10 protein-coding genes are annotated in these 16,202 nt (G+C 75.3%); 6 read left to right on the top strand and 4 right to left on the bottom strand.

The features are described 5' to 3' along the window. Nucleotides 1–8: 8 nt before the first annotated feature. On the top strand, nt 9–1,187 hold the full coding sequence (locus PVK37_RS04570; RefSeq protein WP_275032468.1) for a MarP family serine protease: 1,179 nt from the start codon (nt 9–11) through the stop codon (nt 1,185–1,187). A 111-nt stretch (nt 1,188–1,298) separates the two neighbouring features. Here PVK37_RS04570 and PVK37_RS04565 read toward each other — a convergent pair whose 3' ends face one another. The 3 genes from PVK37_RS04565 to eccCa form a co-directional block, all read right to left on the bottom strand. Continuing rightward, entirely contained in the window at nt 1,299–2,237 is a 939-nt protein-coding gene (locus PVK37_RS04565; RefSeq protein ID WP_275032467.1) for a hypothetical protein, read from the bottom strand. Nucleotides 2,238–2,457: 220 nt separating this feature from the next. Further along, a complete protein-coding gene (gene mycP / locus PVK37_RS04560) occupies nt 2,458–3,834 on the bottom strand; it encodes a type VII secretion-associated serine protease mycosin (RefSeq protein WP_275032466.1) in 1,377 nt (458 codons plus the stop codon). 219 nt (nt 3,835–4,053) lie between these two features. Continuing rightward, nucleotides 4,054–8,031: a type VII secretion protein EccCa gene (gene eccCa / locus PVK37_RS04555; RefSeq protein WP_275032465.1), complete on the bottom strand. Its 3,978-nt coding sequence runs from the start codon at nt 8,029–8,031 to the stop codon at nt 4,054–4,056. Nucleotides 8,032–8,125: 94 nt separating this feature from the next. Between eccCa and eccD the strand changes: the two genes are divergently transcribed. After that, a complete protein-coding gene (eccD, locus tag PVK37_RS04550; protein ID WP_275032464.1) occupies nt 8,126–9,529 on the top strand; it encodes a type VII secretion integral membrane protein EccD in 1,404 nt (467 codons plus the stop codon). 36 nt (nt 9,530–9,565) lie between these two features. Here eccD and PVK37_RS04545 read toward each other — a convergent pair whose 3' ends face one another. After that, nucleotides 9,566–10,072 carry an inorganic diphosphatase gene (locus PVK37_RS04545; RefSeq protein WP_275032463.1) on the bottom strand — a complete coding sequence of 169 codons (507 nt, stop codon included), beginning with the start codon at nt 10,070–10,072 and terminating at the stop codon, nt 9,566–9,568. A 699-nt stretch (nt 10,073–10,771) separates the two neighbouring features. On the opposite strand from PVK37_RS04545, the gene dacB reads away from it, so the two are divergent. The 4 genes from dacB to PVK37_RS04525 all read left to right on the top strand — a co-directional run bounded on the left by dacB (nt 10,772) and on the right by PVK37_RS04525 (nt 16,188). Beyond that, a complete protein-coding gene (gene dacB / locus PVK37_RS04540) occupies nt 10,772–12,223 on the top strand; it encodes a D-alanyl-D-alanine carboxypeptidase/D-alanyl-D-alanine endopeptidase (RefSeq protein ID WP_275034956.1) in 1,452 nt (483 codons plus the stop codon). Nucleotides 12,224–12,460: 237 nt separating this feature from the next. Next, nucleotides 12,461–13,528, top strand: a complete 1,068-nt coding sequence (locus PVK37_RS04535) for a zinc-dependent metalloprotease (protein ID WP_275032462.1) — start codon at nt 12,461–12,463, stop codon at nt 13,526–13,528. A 10-nt stretch (nt 13,529–13,538) separates the two neighbouring features. Then, nucleotides 13,539–14,522, top strand: a complete 984-nt coding sequence (gene tilS, locus PVK37_RS04530) for a tRNA lysidine(34) synthetase TilS (RefSeq protein WP_275032461.1) — start codon at nt 13,539–13,541, stop codon at nt 14,520–14,522. A gap of 22 nt (nt 14,523–14,544) precedes the next feature. Continuing rightward, complete coding sequence (locus PVK37_RS04525) at nt 14,545–16,188, top strand: gamma-glutamyltransferase family protein (protein ID WP_275032460.1); 1,644 nt, start codon at nt 14,545–14,547, stop codon at nt 16,186–16,188. The last annotated feature ends 14 nt before the right edge of the window (nt 16,189–16,202 follow it).

Here is a 16,202-nt window from a genome sequence, read left to right as displayed (position 1 = left end):
CTGGACGGGTGTCGGCCGTTGATCTCGTACTGCTGCTGCTCATGCTCCTGTTCGCGATCAGCGGATACCGTCAGGGATTCGTCATCGGGGCGCTGTCGTTCACCGGGTTCTTCCTGGGCGCCCTGCTCGGCCTCCAGGCCGGTCCGTTGCTGGCGCAGCAGTTCACCGACAGCGTCGCCCGTGTGATCATCTCGCTGGTCGCGGTGTTCGGGCTGGCGGTGCTGGGGCAGGCCCTGGCCGGCTGGCTCGGCTCCCACCTGCGGCACGCCATCACCAGCCGGGTCGGTCGGCGGGTCGACGACGTCGGCGGGGCGTTCGTGTCGCTGTTCGCGGTGATCATGGTGGCCTGGCTGGTCGCCGTGCCGCTCGGCTCGTCGTCGCTGCCCTGGCTGGCCTCCTCGGTCCGGAACAGCGCCCTGCTGACCGTGGTCGACCGGGTGATGCCGGACCAGGCCCAGCAGCTGTCCACCGCGCTGCGGGACACCGTCGACACCAACGGTTTCCCCGACGTCTTCGGCGACCTGGCCCCCACCCGGGCCCGGCAGGTGTCGCCGCCCGACCCGGCGCTGGCCGGTTCCCAGGTGGTCGCCAACGGCCAGCGGTCCGTGGTCAAGGTGCTCGGCTCCGCGCCGAGCTGCGGCCGGCGGATCGAGGGCTCCGGTTTCATCTACGCCGACGACCGGGTGATGACCAACGCGCACGTGGTCGCCGGTGTCCGTAGCGTGTCGGTGGAGCTGAACGGCGACCGGTACGACGGCCGGGTGGTGGTCTACGACCCGGACCGGGACCTCGCCGTGCTGTACGTGCCGGACCTGCCCGGCCCGTCGATGCGGTTCGCCGCCAACGGGGCGACGAGCGGGGCGGACGCGATCGTCCTCGGTTTCCCGCTGGACGGTCCGTACGATGCCCAGTCGGCCCGGGTGCGGGACGTGGACCGGATCACCGGGCCGGACATCTACGCCTCCGGGGACGTCACCCGGGAGGTCTACACGATCCGCGCGCTGGTCCGCAGCGGCAACTCGGGCGGGCCGCTGGTCGCGCCGAACGGTCTGGTGCTGGGGGTGATCTTCGCGGCGGCGGCGGACGATCCGAACACCGGATTCGCGGTGACCGCCGAGGAGGCCCGGCCGGTGGCCCTGGCCGGGGCGGAGCGGACCAAGGCGGTCGACACCGGGGACTGCACCTGACCGGTCGAGAGGGCTACCGCTGGCCGCTGTGGCGCGGGTCGGGCGAGCTGAGCCGGCCGGCGGAGCCGGGGGAGGGACCGTGCCGCCCCTCCCCGGCTCCGCGACCCGGAATCAGTCCAGGAACTTGTCCAGCGCGGCCTCGAGGGCACCGGTGTCCGGCGAGGCGTACGCCTTCATGGTGTTCTTGTTGTAGGTCACGAACGACGGGCAGCGCACCGCCGGCGCGTTGATGGTGCCGCCGTCGCCGACCTTCTGCGCGGTCTTCGCGGCGTAGAAGGTCAGCTGGTACCGCGACGACACGTAGTCGACCGTGATGACCTTGTCGGAGCTGTCCTTGAGCTGGCACTTCTTGCCGGCGCCCTCGCTGCCCTCCACGTACTTCAGGCAACCGACGACGCTCACCTCGTCGAACTCGTCGCTCTTCGCGTAGTACGACTTGCCGTAGCCGGCGGAACGGAGCAGCCAGCTCGACGGCCGGTCCACCGAGTTGTAGAAGGTGTACGCCTTCGAACCGGCCGGTGCGGTGTACGCCTTCGCGTTGAGGATCGGGTTGCCCTCGCAGACCGCCTCGAAGTCGCTGGAGTACCGCGCGGTGACGGCGTTGTTGTTCTGCGGGGCGTCGTCCCCGCCGGGCGGCGTGGTCGACGGGGTGGTGCCCGGGTCGGTCTCGGTGCTGGGGCCGGGGGCCGGTCCCGTGGCGATCGGCGGGGTCGGGTCCTCGTCGTCACCGGCGGCCACCAGTACGCCGACGCCGACACCGCACAGCGCCAGCAGCGCCACCGTGGCCGCCCCGACACCGAGCCCGATCATCAGGCCCCGGTTCTTCTTCGGCGGCTGCACCGGGGTGGCGAACTGGGGCGGCGGCGGGTAGCCGTGCTGCTGACCGTAGCCGTACGGGTCCGGCTGCCCGGAGATCGGCTGTCCCGGGGGCGGCGGGCCCCACGGCTGCCCGGAGATCGGCTGCCCCGGCGGTGGCCCCGGCGGCGGCCCCCACGGCTGCCCGGCGTTCGGATCGGACGGTCCTCCGTACGGAGGGTGACTGTCGCTCATCGTTAGCCCTTATCGCTTCGGCGGGTGCGGTGGCACATAGATCACTGATCACGATAAACAGCGATGCAAACCGCCTGTTCAGCGGGCGTCAGCTCTGGTTGATGGTGAGACGCGGCGCTGAACTCACATTAAGCCCGGTGCGCGTCGTGGCACCGCTTTCTTCACTCTGAGCAACGAAGCCATCACCGAACATCCGGTGTGGACAGGCCCAGCGGACGGCTCAGCGGCGGGCCGGACGGCGGAACCGGCGGACCAGCAGCGCGGTCGTGGCGACCAGTACGGCACCCGTCACCACTCCGGCCCAGAGCCGGCCCGGGGTGGCGGCCTCCGCCCCACCGGCGGCGCGGGCCGTCCAGCTGTCCCCCCGGGTACGCAGGCCGAGCTGGTCCGCGTCGACCGTGGTCTGCTCCACCGAGCCCGGTGCCCGGCCGAAGCCCACCTCGCCCGGTGAGGACTGGTCGTCCAACGGGTTGCGCGGCACCGCGGGCACGTCCCGGGTGAGCGCCGCGACCGGATCGACCCGGCCGAAGCCGAACCGGTCGTCCCGACCGGCCGGGCCGAGGTCCCGGGCGGTGCTGATCAGCCGGTTCACCACCTCACCGGCGGACATCTGCGGGAACCGGGCCCGCACCAGCGCGGCGGCGGCGGTCACCAGGGGTGCGGCGAAACTCGTCCCCTGCACCCGCCAGTAGCCACCGGGACGGGCCCCGACCAGCCCGGTGGCCGGCGCGGTCAGCACCGTCTCCGGGCCGGTGATCGAGCCGGACCAGAGGTCGTCGCCGTCGCGTTCGAGACCGGACACCGCGATCACCCCCGGCTCCCGGGCCGGGTACCAGACCCGGTTGCCCGGCGAGACGGCCAGGTTGCCGGTGCAGGCGACCACCACCACGTCCCGGGCGAAGGCGTAGTCCAGCGCGGCGGCCAGGGCCGGACTGTCGCCGCCCCCGCCGAGGGAGAGGTTGATGACCCGGGCCCCGTTGTCGACCGCCCACCGGACGCCCCGGGCGACGATCAGCGCGTCGTCGTAGCGGTTCTCCGCGTCCAGCACCCGCACCGGCAGGATCTTCGCGTCCGGCGCGAGCCCCACCGCGCCCCGCTGGTCGTCCCGCCGGCCGGCGATCAGCGCCGCGACGGTCGTACCGTGCCCCACCGGGTCGGGTTCGGTCGTGCCCTCCGGGGCGACCAGGTCGAGCCCGGGCAGCACCTGACCGGCGAGGTCCGGGTGGGAGCCGTCCACCCCGGAGTCGACCACCGCGACGGTCACCCCGCGTCCGGTGGACGTGCGCCAGGCCGTCTCCGCGTCCAACGCGTCGAGCTGCCACTGGTCGTTGCGTACCTGGTCGGCGCGGGCCGGCGCGAACATCGGGTCGACGGCGACCGGCGCCGCAACGAGCGCGGCCGGCACCGGGGCCGGCGCGGCGGCGGGCACGGACGCGGCCAGCGCCGGGGCGGGCGCGGCGACGGCATGCGCGGCGACAGCGGGCGCGGCGCCGGCGAGCGGAACCGCCAACGGGACGGCGGTCGCGGCGACGGCGAGCAGGGTACGGCCGGCCAGCCACCGGACCCCGGCCACGCGTCCCCGCGGCACCCCAGTCACACTCTCAGCCCATTCGTCGCGCCGGACACACAACGCTCGGAGGTTACCCGGTTTTCGGGTCCTGTTTGGTTAAACGTCGAAACCGGAACCTCGAAAATCCGCCGGTCAACGGTCGCACCGGAGCCGTCGACCGGTCGAGACGTCACGCCGGAGCCGTCGACCGGCCGAGACGCCGGAGCCGTCGACCGGCCGACCGGTCATGCCGGCACGGTCGAGCGGTCATGCCGGCGGAAGATGGGCCAACTGCACCAGCCGTACGCCTTCCCGTCGGGTGACCAGCCGTCCCCGACCGGGCGGCAACGGGCCGGGCCGGACCGGGCCGACCAGCGCCCCCTCGTCCGGGCTGCCGGACATCACCAGACCGGCGGCGGCGAGTTCCCGCAGCCGCTGCACGATCGGCTCGAACTGCGACCGTCCCGCGCCGCCCGACCGTCGGGCCAGCACCAGGTGCAGCCCGACGTCCCGGGCCTGCGGCAGGTGTTCCTCCAGCGCACGCAGCGGGTTGGTCGGGCCGGTGGCCACCAGGTCGTAGTCGTCCACCAGCACGAACAGCTCCGGCCCGGACCACCAGGACCGGTCCCGCAACTGCGCCGCGTTCACCTCCGGGCCGGGCTTGCGACGTTCCATGTACCCGGCTACCGACTCGATCAGGTCGGCGGTGCCGGAGGCGGCCGTACCGTACCCGATGAGGTGTTCCGACTCGATCGCGCCGAGCAGGCTGCGCCGGTAGTCGACCAGGATGATCCGGGCCTGCTCCGGGGTGAACCGGCGGGTGATCGACGTCGCCAGGGCGCGCAGGAACGACGACTTCCCGCACTCCGCGTCGCCGAACACCACGAAGTGCGGCTCGTTGGCGAAGTCGAGCAGCACCGGACTCAGATCGGCCTCGGCGATGCCCACCGGGATGCGCAGCCCGGTCGACACCGACAGGTCCAGTTCGGCGTACGGCAGCACCGGCGGGAGCAGCCGGACCGCCGGGGCGACCGGACCGGCCCACCCCCCGGCGACCGCCTTGACCAGGTCACCGGTGTCGCCGCCGGTGCCGGCGAGCCGGGGCACGGCGGTCAGGAAGTGCAGCTTCTCCGCGGTGATGCCCCGACCCGCCCGGTCCTCCGGCACGTTTATCGCCGCCTGCCGGCCGACCGCCGAGTCGGACGGGTCACCGAGGCGCAGCTCCAGCCGGGACCCGAACAGGTCCCGGATCGCCGGCCGGAAGTCCATCCAGCGGATCGCGCTGGTCACCACGTGGATGCCGTACGCCAGGCCCCGGGCGGCCAGGTCGGTGACCGGCCCCTCCAGGTCGTCGTACTCGCCGCGCACGGTGCCCCAGCCGTCCACCACCAGGAAGACGTCCCCGAACGGGTCGGTCACCGGCTGCCCGGCGGCGACCATGGCCGCGCGCCGCTGCCGGTACACGGCCATCGACTCCACGCCCAGCTCCGCGAAACGCTGCTCCCGCTCGGCCAGCAGGGTGGACAGCTCACCGACCGTACGCCGGACCGCCGTCGGGTCGGCCCGGCCGGCCACTCCGCCGACGTGCGGCAGGTCGCGCAGCGCGCCCAGCCCGCCGCCGCCGAAGTCCAGGCAGTACACCTGCACCTCGTACGGGGTGTGGGTGAGCGCCAGGTTGCAGATCAACGTACGCAGCAGGGTGGACTTGCCGCTGCGCGGCTGACCGACCACGGCGACGTGCCCGGCCGCCCCGTCCAGGGCCAGCCACAGCAGGTCACGTCGCTGGTCGGCCGGCTTGTCGACCAGCGCCACCGGCACCTGGAGCGCGCCGTGCAGCTCCGGGTTGCCGAAGGCCAGCCCGCGTGCCGGGTCCACGCCCGCCGGACCGAGCAGGTCGTCCAGGGCCGGCGAGGCGTCCAGCGGCGGCAGCCACACCTGGTGGGCCGGGGGGCCCTGGCCGGCGAGCCGGCCGACCAGCACGTCCAACAGACTCGCCGCACCGCCGGTCTCCTCGGCGGGGCGGGGCGCCGGGACGGCCGGCTCGGTCACCGGTACGAAGTGGGTGGAGAAGGCGAGCAGGCGGGGCGTACCGGCCGGGCCGCCACCGGCGACGGCCCCGCGCCGCCGGGCCGGCCCGGATACGTACGCGGCCTTGAACCGGACCAGCGGCTCGGTGCCGAACCGCAGGTAGCCGTGGCCGGGGGAGCGGGGCAGGTCGTGCGCGTCCGGCACCCCGAGCACCGTGCGGGACTCCAGCGCGGAAAAGGTCCGCAACCCGATCCGGTACGACAGGTGGGTGTCCAGCCCGCGCAGCCGGCCCTCCTCCAACCGCTGCGAGGCCAGCAGCAGGTGCACCCCCAGCGACCGGCCCAGCCGACCGATCTGCACGAACAGGTCGATGAAGTCCGGCTTGTGGAACAGCAGCTCGGAGAACTCGTCGCAGATCACCAGCAGCGACGGCAGCGGAGCCAGTGGCGTACCGGCCGCCCGCGCCCGCTCGTAGTCGCGCAGGCTGGCGAAGTTCCCGGCCCGGCGGAGCAGCTCCTGCCGGCGGGTCAGCTCGCCGTTGAGCGCGTCCGCCATCCGGTCCACCAGCGGCAGCGCGTCCTCCAGGTTGGTGATCACGGCGGCGGTGTGCGGCAGCCGGTCGAACGAGGCGAAGGTGGCCCCGCCCTTGAAGTCGATCAGCACGAAGTTGAGCACCTCGGAGCTGTGCGTGGCGGCCAGCCCCAGCACCAGCGTGCGCAGCAGCTCCGACTTGCCGGAACCGGTGGCCCCGATCAGCAGCCCGTGCGGGCCCATGCCGTCCTGGGCGGACTCCTTCAGGTCCAGCTCGATCGCGCCGCCGTCGGTGCCCACCCCGACCGGCACCCGCAGCGTGTCCCGGGGGGCGCGCGGCGCCCAGCCCTGCTCGACGGCGAAGTTCTCCGGGTCGCCCAGCCCGAGCAGCTCGGGCAGGCCCAGCTCGGCGCGGAGCGGCGCGTCCGACCCCTTCACCGTGGCGGCCAGCCGCAGCGGGGCGAGCCGGCGGGCCACCGCCTCGGCGTCGGTGACCGCCACCTGGTCGGCGGTACCCACCTCGGCGTGCGTGTCCGCCGCGTACGAGTGCAGCCGTCCGGCGCGTACCTCCAGCACCAGGGTCGTCCGGTCCAGCAGCCGCGGCGGCGGGGTGTCCAGGTCGACCACGGTGACCGCGTCGATGCCGCCGTCGGAGGTCAGGTCGGTGGCCCCGGTCAGGTCCGCGCCGTCGAGCACCACCACCACGTGCGGACCGTCGGTGGCCGGCCCGGCCGGGCTGAACCGGGACCGGTTGCCGAGCACGTCCCCGAGGAGCTGCTCCAGCTCGGCCGCTGCGCTGGTCACCAGACGGACCGGGCCGAGCGCGTCGGAGCGCCCCGGATGGTGGGCGTGCGGCAGCCACTTCACCCACTCCCAGGCGGCCCGCCGCTCCGGGCCGGCACAGACCGCGACCAGCAGCTCGTCCGGGGCGTGGAAAACCGCCAGCTGGGTCAGCACCGCCCGCGCCAGCGCCTGCGCCGACGGCGCGCCCCGGGACGCCGCGTCGCCCCCGTCGTGGGAGACCCCGTCGCCGCGCAGGAACACCCGGGCGAAACTGCGCAGCGACACCGCCACCGGCAGGTCCGGCACCACCGCGTACGCGTCCAGGAACCGGCGCAGCGCGCCGGCCGTCATCGGCTCCAGCTCCTCCAGCGGCCGGGTCACCGGCGGGACCAGCGGGGTGGCCAGCGTCTGCGGCCCCAGCGCCACCCGGACCACCGCGAAGTCGGGGTCGCCGGGCCGCCGCTCCCAGACCCGGTGACTGTCCACGGTGGACCACAGGCCGGTCGGGTCGGGATGCCGGTAGAACAGGCCGGCGCGCTGCCGGGCCGCGCTCCGCCGGACCTGACGGCGCAGCACCGCCAGATGCCGCAGGTACTCCCGCCGGGCGGCCATCATCTCCGACTTCTTCGGCATCCCCGACGAACTGCCCCACGAGGTCACCAGCATGGCCAGCGAGGACAGCCCGAACATGCCACCGACCACGTAGGAGTACGCGCCGCCGCCCCGGCCGAACATCATCGCCATCGCCACCGTGCCACCGAGCATCGGCAGCAGCATCAGCGCCTGCTGCCACCGGCCACCGGTGACCTCCGGGATCTCCGGTGGCGCCTCGACCGGAAGCTCCCCGACCGGGATCTCCGGGGCCGGTCGGCGCGGCGGTCGCTTGATGACGACAGTGGACACCCAACCTCCCAAGCGCACGGTGACCCGAGCCCGGCCCATGGTAGGTAAAGTGCTGCCGTCCGCGTGCCCCGCCGCCGGAAGTGGAGAAACGTCGATGGCAACCGGGCTCGCCCGCGTCACGATCAGCGCCCCGCAGCGGCGGTTGGACGTCGCCCTGCCGGAGCAGGTCCCGCTCGCCGAACTGCTGCCCGAGGTGCTCCGGCACGCCGGGGAGGGGCTGGCCGACGACGGGGAACGCCACGGCGGCTGGCTGCTGCGCCGCTGCGACGGAGTGGTGCTGGCGACCGGGCAGGACCTGCTCGCCCAGGGCGTCCGCGACGGCGAGGTGCTGTACCTCGTCCCGGCCCGCGCGCACTGGCCGGAACTCGAGTACGACGACGTGGTCGAGGCGATCGCCGACGGGGCCCGCCGCCGGGGAGCCGCCTGGTCACCCGCCGCCACCCGGGCCGCCACGCTGGCCGCCGCCGCCGTACCGCTGCTGGTCGGCCTGGTCGCGCTGCTGGCCGGCGGTCCCGACCACCCGGCCGACTGGCTGGTCGCGGCGGTACTGGCCGCCGGGCTCGCGGTAGCCGGCACCGTCGCCTCCCGCGCCTACGGGGACGGCCCGGCCGGCGCGACCCTCGGCGGGTACGCCCTGCCGTACGCCTTCGCCGCCGGTGCGCTGCTGGTCAGCCCGGGTGACCCGGTCACCCCGTTCGGCCCGCTGAACTGGCTGGGCGCGCCCGAACTGTTGGCCGGTTCGGTCGCCCTGCTGCTGGTGGCGGTGCTCGGCCTGCTCGGGGTGGCCGCCCGGATCCGGGTCTTCGTGGCCGGCGCGACGGTCGGGGCGGCCGGAGCGGTCGGTGCGCTGCTCGGGCTGGTCCTCACCCCGGCCGGCAGCGCGGCGATCCTGCTCAGCGTGCTGGTCTTCGCCGTCGGCGCGCTACCCCTGCTGGCCATCCGGCTCGGCAAGGTGCCGCTGCCGCCGATCACCCTGCCGGCGAACGCCGACACCGAGGCCCGGTCCGGCGTACGGGACCTGCCGGACACCGACCGGGTGCACGCGGCGGTGGCCCGGACCGAGGAGACCCTCACCGGGATGCTGCTCGGGCACGCCGTGCTGGCCGTCGCCGCCGCCGTGGTGCTCACCGTGACCGGCGGAACCGCCGGACGGATCCTGGTGGCCGTCGCGGCGACCGTGCTGCTGCTGCGCGCCCGGCTGTTCGTGGCGCTGCGCCAGCGGGTACCCACCGTGGTCGCCGGGCTGGTCGGCCTCGGTGTGCTGGGTGTCGCCCTGGTCGGCCGGGCCGGCCCGGTCACCCTGCTGGTGCTGGTCGCCGCCGCCGGGGTGCTGGCGCTGCTCACCGTGGCGGCCGGCAGCACGTACGCGCGCCGGCCGGTCTCGCCGTACCTGGGTCGGGCGGCGGACCTGACCGACACCCTGCTGGTGGTCGCGGTGGTGCCGGTGGCCTGCGCGGTGCTCGACCTGTACGACCGGGCCCGGGGGCTGCTCGGCTGAACCGAACGGCCACCGGGCCCGGTGACGAATCAGAGGTCAGTGGGTGTTCTCGCCCCGCGCCTCGGCCTCCTGGTGCCGCCGGTACGACGCGCGGATCTCCGCCTCGGCCTCGGTCCGGCCGACCCAGGTCGCGCCCTCGACCGACTTCCCCGGCTCCAGGTCCTTGTACACCTCGAAGAAGTGCTGGATCTCCAGCCGGTCGAACTCGCCGAGGTGGTGGATGTCACGCAGGTGCTCCTGACGCGGGTCCTCGTACGGCACGCAGAGGACCTTGTCGTCGCCACCCTTCTCGTCGGTCATCCGGAACATGCCGATGGTGCGGCACCGGATCAGGCAACCCGGGAAGGTCGGCTCGGGGACGAGCACCAGCGCGTCCAGCGGGTCGCCGTCCTCACCCAGGGTGCCCTCGATGAACCCGTAGTCGGCCGGGTACTGGGTGGACGTGAAGAGCGTGCGGTCCAGCCTGATCCGGCCGGTCGCGTGGTCCACCTCGTACTTGTTGCGGTGACCCTTGGGGATCTCAACCGTGACGTCGAAATCCATCTCACGCTCCCTACGTTTGCCCACGCTGGCTAACGAACAGTGACGGTTCCCGGACAGGCGAAGCGCACCCGTCGGCGTCGGGCGCCGCATAGTCTTCGGACCGAAGTAGTGTCGCCCAAGCCGTTTTTCGTGGGGGAGGAGGGGGCTGTGGGGAGGGAAGACTCACACTACCGCCCGGGAGGTGAACGTGCCTCGGGTCGGCCGGAGCCGGCCACCGGACGGGTGCACGTTCCCGGTGCACACGGTCCTGGAGCAGCCGGTTCCGCGCCGGGAGGGCCCGAACCGGCAGCGGTCGCGCCGCCCCCCGGTACGCCGGGCACCGGCCAGCCGCCGCCCCCCGTGTACCGCCCGCCGGCCCGGCCCGGCTCCCCGGACGCCGCCCGTCCGGGGGATCCCGCCGGTGCCGGCCCGGCCGCCGCCCCGCCCCAGTACCCCGCCGGTGCCGCCCCGACCACACCGGCGGCCCCGCCCCCGTACCCGGCCGTCGCTGCGGCTGTCGGCGCGCCACCCGGCGGCAACCCGCCCACCGGGCCGTCCGGCCCCGCACCCGGCGGTCCCGCGCCGTCCGGTGCTGCCTCGTCCGGTTCCGTGCCGTCCGGCCCCGCGTCGTCCGGTGCTGGATCGTCCGGTTCCGTGCCGTCCGGTGCCGCGTCGTCCGGTTCCGGGCCGTCCGGTGCCGCGCCCGTCGGGCCGCCGCCGGTGGGGCCGCCGGTGGCGACCGGCCGTCGCCGACGGAACCGGCTCGCGGTGCTGGCCAGCGTCCTGCTGCTCGTCGTCGCCGGAGTCGGGCTGGTGGTGGTCCGTCCCGGGCCGGTCGCCGGCTGGCTGGGCGCCGACCCCGGTGCGCAGGTACCGCCCAGGATGCCGGAGGTGGCACCCGTGCCGGTGCTGTCCGGCCCCTCCAGCGCGGCCCCCGCACCGACCCCGGACGGGGTACGGGCGGCCCTGGACCCGCTGGTCCGCGCGGCCGCCCTGGGTAGCCGGGTCAACGTCTCGGTCTCCGACGTCGGCACCGGCCAACCGCTGTACGGGCAGGGCGCGGACGACGCCACCGTGCCCGCCTCGGTCACCAAGCTGGTGACCGGCGTGACCGTGCTGGCCGCGCGCGGGTCGGCGTACCGGATCACCACCCGGGCGGTGGCCGGCGCGGCCCCCGGCGAGGTGGTGATCGTCGGCGGTGGCGACCCGACGCTGGCCATCGACGCCAACGGCTTCTACCCGGGCGCGGCCCGCCTCGACGACCTCGCGGAACAGGTGAAACAGGCGCTCGGCGGGGCGGCCCCCACCCGGGTGACGGTGGATTCCACCCTCTTCCCCGGCCCGGTCTTCGAGCCCGGCTGGGACGCCGACATCCCCACCGGCGGGTACGGCGGCGCGGTGACCGCGCTGATGACCGACGGGGCCCGCCGTGACCCGGACGCCGGCCGGAAGGGCGCGGAACGGTACGCCGAGCCGGACCTCGCCGCCGGGCGGGCGTTCGCCCGGTTGCTCGGACTCCCCGCCGGGACGAAGGTGACGAAGGGCACCGCACCCGCCGGTACCGGCAGCGCCAGCCCCGGTACCGTGCCCACGCCCGGCACGGAGCTGGGTCGGGTCGAGTCGCCGCCGATGGTCCGGCTGGTCGACATGATGATCACCGACAGCGACAACCTGGTCGCCGAGGCGCTGGCGCGTCAGGTCGCACTGGCCCGCAACCAGCCCGCCTCGTTCGTCGGGGCCGCCGCGGCGATGGACCAGGTGGTCGCCGAGCTGGGGCTGCCCGCCGACGAACTCGCCCTCGCCGACGGCAGCGGGCTGTCCCGCACCAACCGGATCAGCCCGTCCCTGCTCACCGACCTGATCGCGCTGGCCGGCAACGGCAGCCGGCCGGAACTGGCCGGGATCTTCGGTGGCCTGCCGGTCGGCGGCTGGTCCGGCACCCTCGACGACCGGTACGGCACGGCGGCCACCCGGGCCGGGGCGGGCGCGATCCGGGCCAAGACCGGGACACTGACCGGGGTGCACGCCATCGCCGGTCTGGTCACCACGGCCGACGGTCGCCTGCTGACCTTCGCCGTGCTCACCGACAAGACACCCGCCGGCACCCCGGACGCCACCCGGTTGGCGCTCGACCGGATCGGTGCCACCCTCGCCGGCTGCGGCTGCCGCTGACCCCGTCACGGGCCCGGCCGAGCCTGTCTCGGGCCCGGCTGGGCCTGTCGCGGGCCTGGTCGAGCCTGCCCCGGCCCTCCGGCTGAGCCCGGGGCCGGGGCTGTCCGGCGGGCCGGGCCGAGCCGGCCCCGGAGCCCGGCTCAGCCGGTCCCGGCGGTCGCCGTCCCACCCCGTCGCCGGGCGGTCGGGCCGCGCGAGCCGGGGCCGGGCTGTGCCGGCGCGGGTACGGTGGGGTGCATGGCGCAGTTCGTGGACTGGGATCTGGCCGCCGCCACCGCGGGGGCCCTGGGCAAGTCGGGGCCCCGGGTCTCGTACGCCGAGGCCACCGAGGTGGTCGGTGAGCTGCGGCGGCTGACCGACGAGGCGGCCGGGCACGTGGCCGAGTACACCGGGCTGCGGTCGCAGGTCACCCACCCGCCGGTACGGGTGGTGGACCGCCGGGACTGGGCGGCGACCAACATCGCCGGGCTCCGGGAGGTGATCAACCCGCTGGTCGACCGGCTCTCCGGTGACAAGCAGCCGGGCGCGCTGACCGAGGCGATCGGGTCCCGGCTGACCGGGGTGCAGGCCGGCACGGTGCTGGCGTACCTCTCCGGCCGGGTGCTCGGCCAGTACGAGGTCTTCTCCGCCGACCCGGGCCAACTGCTGCTGGTCGCGCCGAACATCGTCGAGGTGGAGCGGAAGCTGGGCGCCGACCCGAGGGACTTCCGGCTCTGGGTCTGCCTGCACGAGGTGACCCACCGGACGCAGTTCACCGCCGTCCCGTGGATGCGCGCCTACTTTCTCGGCGAGGTGCAGGCGTTCGTCGACGCCTCCCAGGGTGGTGAACACCTGCTGGAGCGGCTCCGCCGGGGGATCGGCACCCTCTCCGACGCGATCAAGGACCCGGAGAGCCGGGCCAGCGTGCTGGACATCGTCCAGACGCCGGCCCAGCGGGCCGTGCTGGACCGGCTGACCGCGCTGATGACCCTGCTGGAGGGGCACGCCGAGTTCGTCATGGACGGCGTCGGCCCGGAGGTCATCCCGAGCGTGGAACGCATCCGGGCCGGGTTCAACCGCCGCCGCGAGGCGGGCAACCCGCTGGAGAAGGCGATCCGCCGGCTGCTCGGCGTCGAGGTCAAGATGCGCCAGTACGCCGAGGGGCGCAAGTTCGTGCACGGCGTGGTCGAACGGGTCGGCATGGCCGGCTTCAACCGGATCTTCTCGTCCCCGCTGACCCTGCCCCGCCTGGAGGAACTCGGCGACCCGGACGCCTGGGTGGCCCGGGTGCACGGGCCGGCCGGGCCGCTGCCGGCAGCCGGCTGACCGACGGGACGTGGCCGCGCTCGCCCCGGCGGTAGCCGCGATCCGGGTCGCCGTCCGCCGGGCGTTGACCGGGCTGGCCGGTGACGGGCCGGTGCTGGTCGCCTGCTCGGGTGGGGCCGACTCGCTCGCCCTGGCCGCCGCCACCGCGTTCGTCGCCCCCCGGGTCGGTCGACCGGCCGGGCTGGTCACCGTCGACCACGGCCTCCAGGACGGCTCCGCCGAGCGGGCCGCCGCGGTGGCCCGCTGGGCGGAAGGGGCCGGCTTCGCCCCGGTCGAGGCGGTCCGGGTACGCGTCGAGGGCCGGCCCGGCGGCCCGGAGGGGGCCGCCCGGGATGCGCGCTACCAGGCGTTGGCGGCGGCGGCCCACCGGTACGCGGCGGCCGCCCTGCTCACCGCGCACACCCGGGACGACCAGGCCGAGACGGTGCTGCTCGCCCTCGCCCGGGGGGCCGGGCCACGGGGCCTGGCCGGGATGCCGGCCCGCCGGGACCTGGCCGGGGTGCCCCTGCTGCGCCCGCTGCTCGACGTCGGCCGTGACCAGACCCGGACCGCGTGCGTGGTGCTGGGGCTCGCCCCGTGGGAGGACCCGCACAACGTCGACCCGTCGTACGCCCGGGCCCGGGTGCGGGCCGACGTGCTGCCGGCCCTGGTCCGTGCCCTCGGGCCGGGGGTGCTGGACAACCTCGCCCGGACGGCCCGGCTGGTGGCCGCCGACACCGCCGTGCTGGACGACCTCGCCGCCGCCGCGCTGACCGACGCCCGGATGCCCGACGGCGGGTTGGCCGTACCGGCGCTGGCCGGGCTGGCACCCGCGGTGCGTACCCGGGTGTTGCACGCCTGGGCCCGTGAGCTGGGCGCGTCGCCGGCGGCGCTGTCGCACCGGCACGTCGGCGCGCTCGACGCGCTGGTCACCGACTGGCGTGGTCAGGGGGCCGTGCACCTGCCCGGCGGGTTCCGGGTCACCCGTCGTGACGGGCAGCTCGTACCGGGCTGAGCCGTTGCGGTACACATGGCGGATGTCGTACCCCCGGACGCCGCTGTACGCCCCCAACGGCGCCGTCGCGACCAGCCAGCCGCTGGCCGCCGCGGCCGGTCTGGCCGTGCTGCGGCGCGGCGGCAACGCCGTCGACGCCGCACTCGCCACCGCGATCACCCTCACCGTGGTCCAGCCCGGCTCCAACGACATCGGCGGCGACCTGTTCGCCATCGTCTGGGACGGCACCCGGCTGCACGGCCTGAACGCCTCCGGCCGGTCCCCGGCGGCCCTGACCCGGGAGGTGGTGCTGGCCGCGACCGGTGGCCGGGGTGCCGAGCCGGTGGCCGCCCTCGGCGGGGCGCAGGCGGACGGGCCGGCGATGCCCGCCCGGGGCTGGCTTCCGGTGACCGTGCCCGGGGCCCCGGCCGGCTGGCGGGACCTGCACGACCGGTTCGGTTCGCTGCCGTTCGCCGAGTTGTTCACCGACGCGATCGGGTACGCCGAGCACGGGTACCCGGTGTCCGCCAGCGTGGCGGCCGGCTGGGCGCGGGCCGCCACCCTGCAAGACTCGTTGACCGGACCGGAGTTCGCCGAGTGGCGGCGGGTCTTCACCGTCGACGGGCGGGCACCCCGGGCCGGGCAGCGGTGGCGTAACCCGGACGCGGCCCGTACCCTGCGCCGGATCGCCGCCACCGGCGCGGACGACTTCTACCGGGGCGACCTCGCCGCCGCAGTGGCCGGGCACGCGGCCCGTACCGGTGGCCTGCTCACCGCCGACGACCTGGCCGGGCACCGGTCGGAGTGGGTGGATCCGGTGGCCGCCCGGTACCGGGGGCACGAGGTGTGGGAGCTGCCGCCGAACGGGCAGGGGATCGCCGCCCTGCTCGCCCTGAACATCCTGGACGGGGTGGACCTGGCCGCCCTGCCGCCGGCGGAGCGGCTGCACTGGCAGATCGAGGCGGTGAAGCTGGGGTTCGCCGACGCGCACGCGTACGTGGCGGACCCGACGCACACGGCGGTGCCCACGGCGGCCCTGCTGGACCCGGCGTACGCGACGGCCCGGCGGGCCCTGGTCACCGACCGGGCCGGCACGCCGGTCGCCGGGGACCCGGAGCGGGGCGGCACGGTCTACCTCTGCGCCGCCGACTCCGCCGGCCTGATGGTGAGCCTGATCCAGTCCACCTACCTGGGCTTCGGGTCGCACGTGGTGGTCCCCGGGTACGGCTTCGGCCTGCAGAACCGGGGCACCGGCTTCCGGCTCGACCCGGCCCACCCGAACGTGGTCGGCCCGTCCCGGCGGCCGTTCCACACGATCATCCCCGGTTTCCTGACCCGGGACGGCACCCCGGTCGGGCCGTTCGGGGTGATGGGTGGGCACATGCAGCCGCAGGGGCACGTGCAGCTCGTCTCGGCCACCCTGGACGCCGGCCTCGACCCGCAGGCGGCGCTGGGCGCGCCCCGCTGGTACTGGCACGCGGGCCGGTCGCTGCTGGTCGAGCCGGAGCTGACCGGCACCGCCGAGGGCCGGGCGGCGGTGGCCGAGCTGCGCGGGCGCGGCCACCAGGTCACCGTCGCCGACGACCCGGGGATCTTCGGGTACGGGCAGGCGATCTGGCGGTCCGGCGACGGCGGGTACGTGGTCGGTTCCGAGCCACGGGTGGACGGTGCCGCGCTGGGCTGGTGACCCCACCCGGCCCG

It is taken from the genome of Micromonospora cathayae (assembly GCF_028993575.1).
Taxonomy (GTDB): domain Bacteria; phylum Actinomycetota; class Actinomycetes; order Mycobacteriales; family Micromonosporaceae; genus Micromonospora; species Micromonospora cathayae.
Note: the sequence above shows the minus strand (reverse complement) of the source record. Positions and strands in the feature narration are given on the sequence as shown.

Bases quoted from the DNA above. Each gene is read 5' to 3' on its own strand.
- PVK37_RS04565 (WP_275032467.1), bottom strand. From the start codon at position 2,237: ATGAGCGACAGTCACCCTCCGTACGGAGGACCGTCCGATCCGAACGCC.
- eccD (WP_275032464.1), top strand. From the start codon at position 8,126: ATGGCAACCGGGCTCGCCCGCGTCACGATCAGCGCCCCGCAGCGGCGG.
- PVK37_RS04545 (WP_275032463.1), bottom strand. From the start codon at position 10,072: ATGGATTTCGACGTCACGGTTGAGATCCCCAAGGGTCACCGCAACAAG.
- PVK37_RS04535 (WP_275032462.1), top strand. From the start codon at position 12,461: ATGGCGCAGTTCGTGGACTGGGATCTGGCCGCCGCCACCGCGGGGGCC.
- PVK37_RS04525 (WP_275032460.1), top strand. From the start codon at position 14,545: ATGTCGTACCCCCGGACGCCGCTGTACGCCCCCAACGGCGCCGTCGCG.